The 276-nt window shown below is 69.9% G+C and carries 1 protein-coding gene; it reads right to left on the reverse strand.

Translation table 11 applies throughout. The features are described from left to right. On the reverse strand, window positions 1-273 hold a 273-nt coding region (locus FQ664_RS25995), incomplete at its 3' end, for a glycine--tRNA ligase subunit beta (RefSeq protein ID WP_256676100.1). Window positions 274-276: the final 3 nt, after the last annotated feature.

The following is a 276-nucleotide window of genomic DNA, read 5'->3' on the forward strand; positions in this document are numbered from 1 at the left end:
CGCCAGGAACGCGCGCTCGAAGCTGCACAGCACCGCCGACGGCCACTCGACCAGGTTCACCACCTGCTCCAGGTTGTCCTCGGTGATGCGTGCGCTGCCACCGGCGGTGGCTGCAGCGGCTTCCACCTCGGCGACGATGCGCTGGCGGCGCTCTGCCGGGTCAACCAGCACGAAGGCGGCGCGCAGCGATTCCACATAGTCCTGCGGCTGGGTCAGCCACACGGTCTTGTCGTGCAGGAAGCGGTGGCCGCGGCTCATGCGGTCGGCCTTCAGGCC

It is taken from the genome of Pseudomonas persica (assembly GCF_900291015.1).
Taxonomy (GTDB): domain Bacteria; phylum Pseudomonadota; class Gammaproteobacteria; order Pseudomonadales; family Pseudomonadaceae; genus Aquipseudomonas.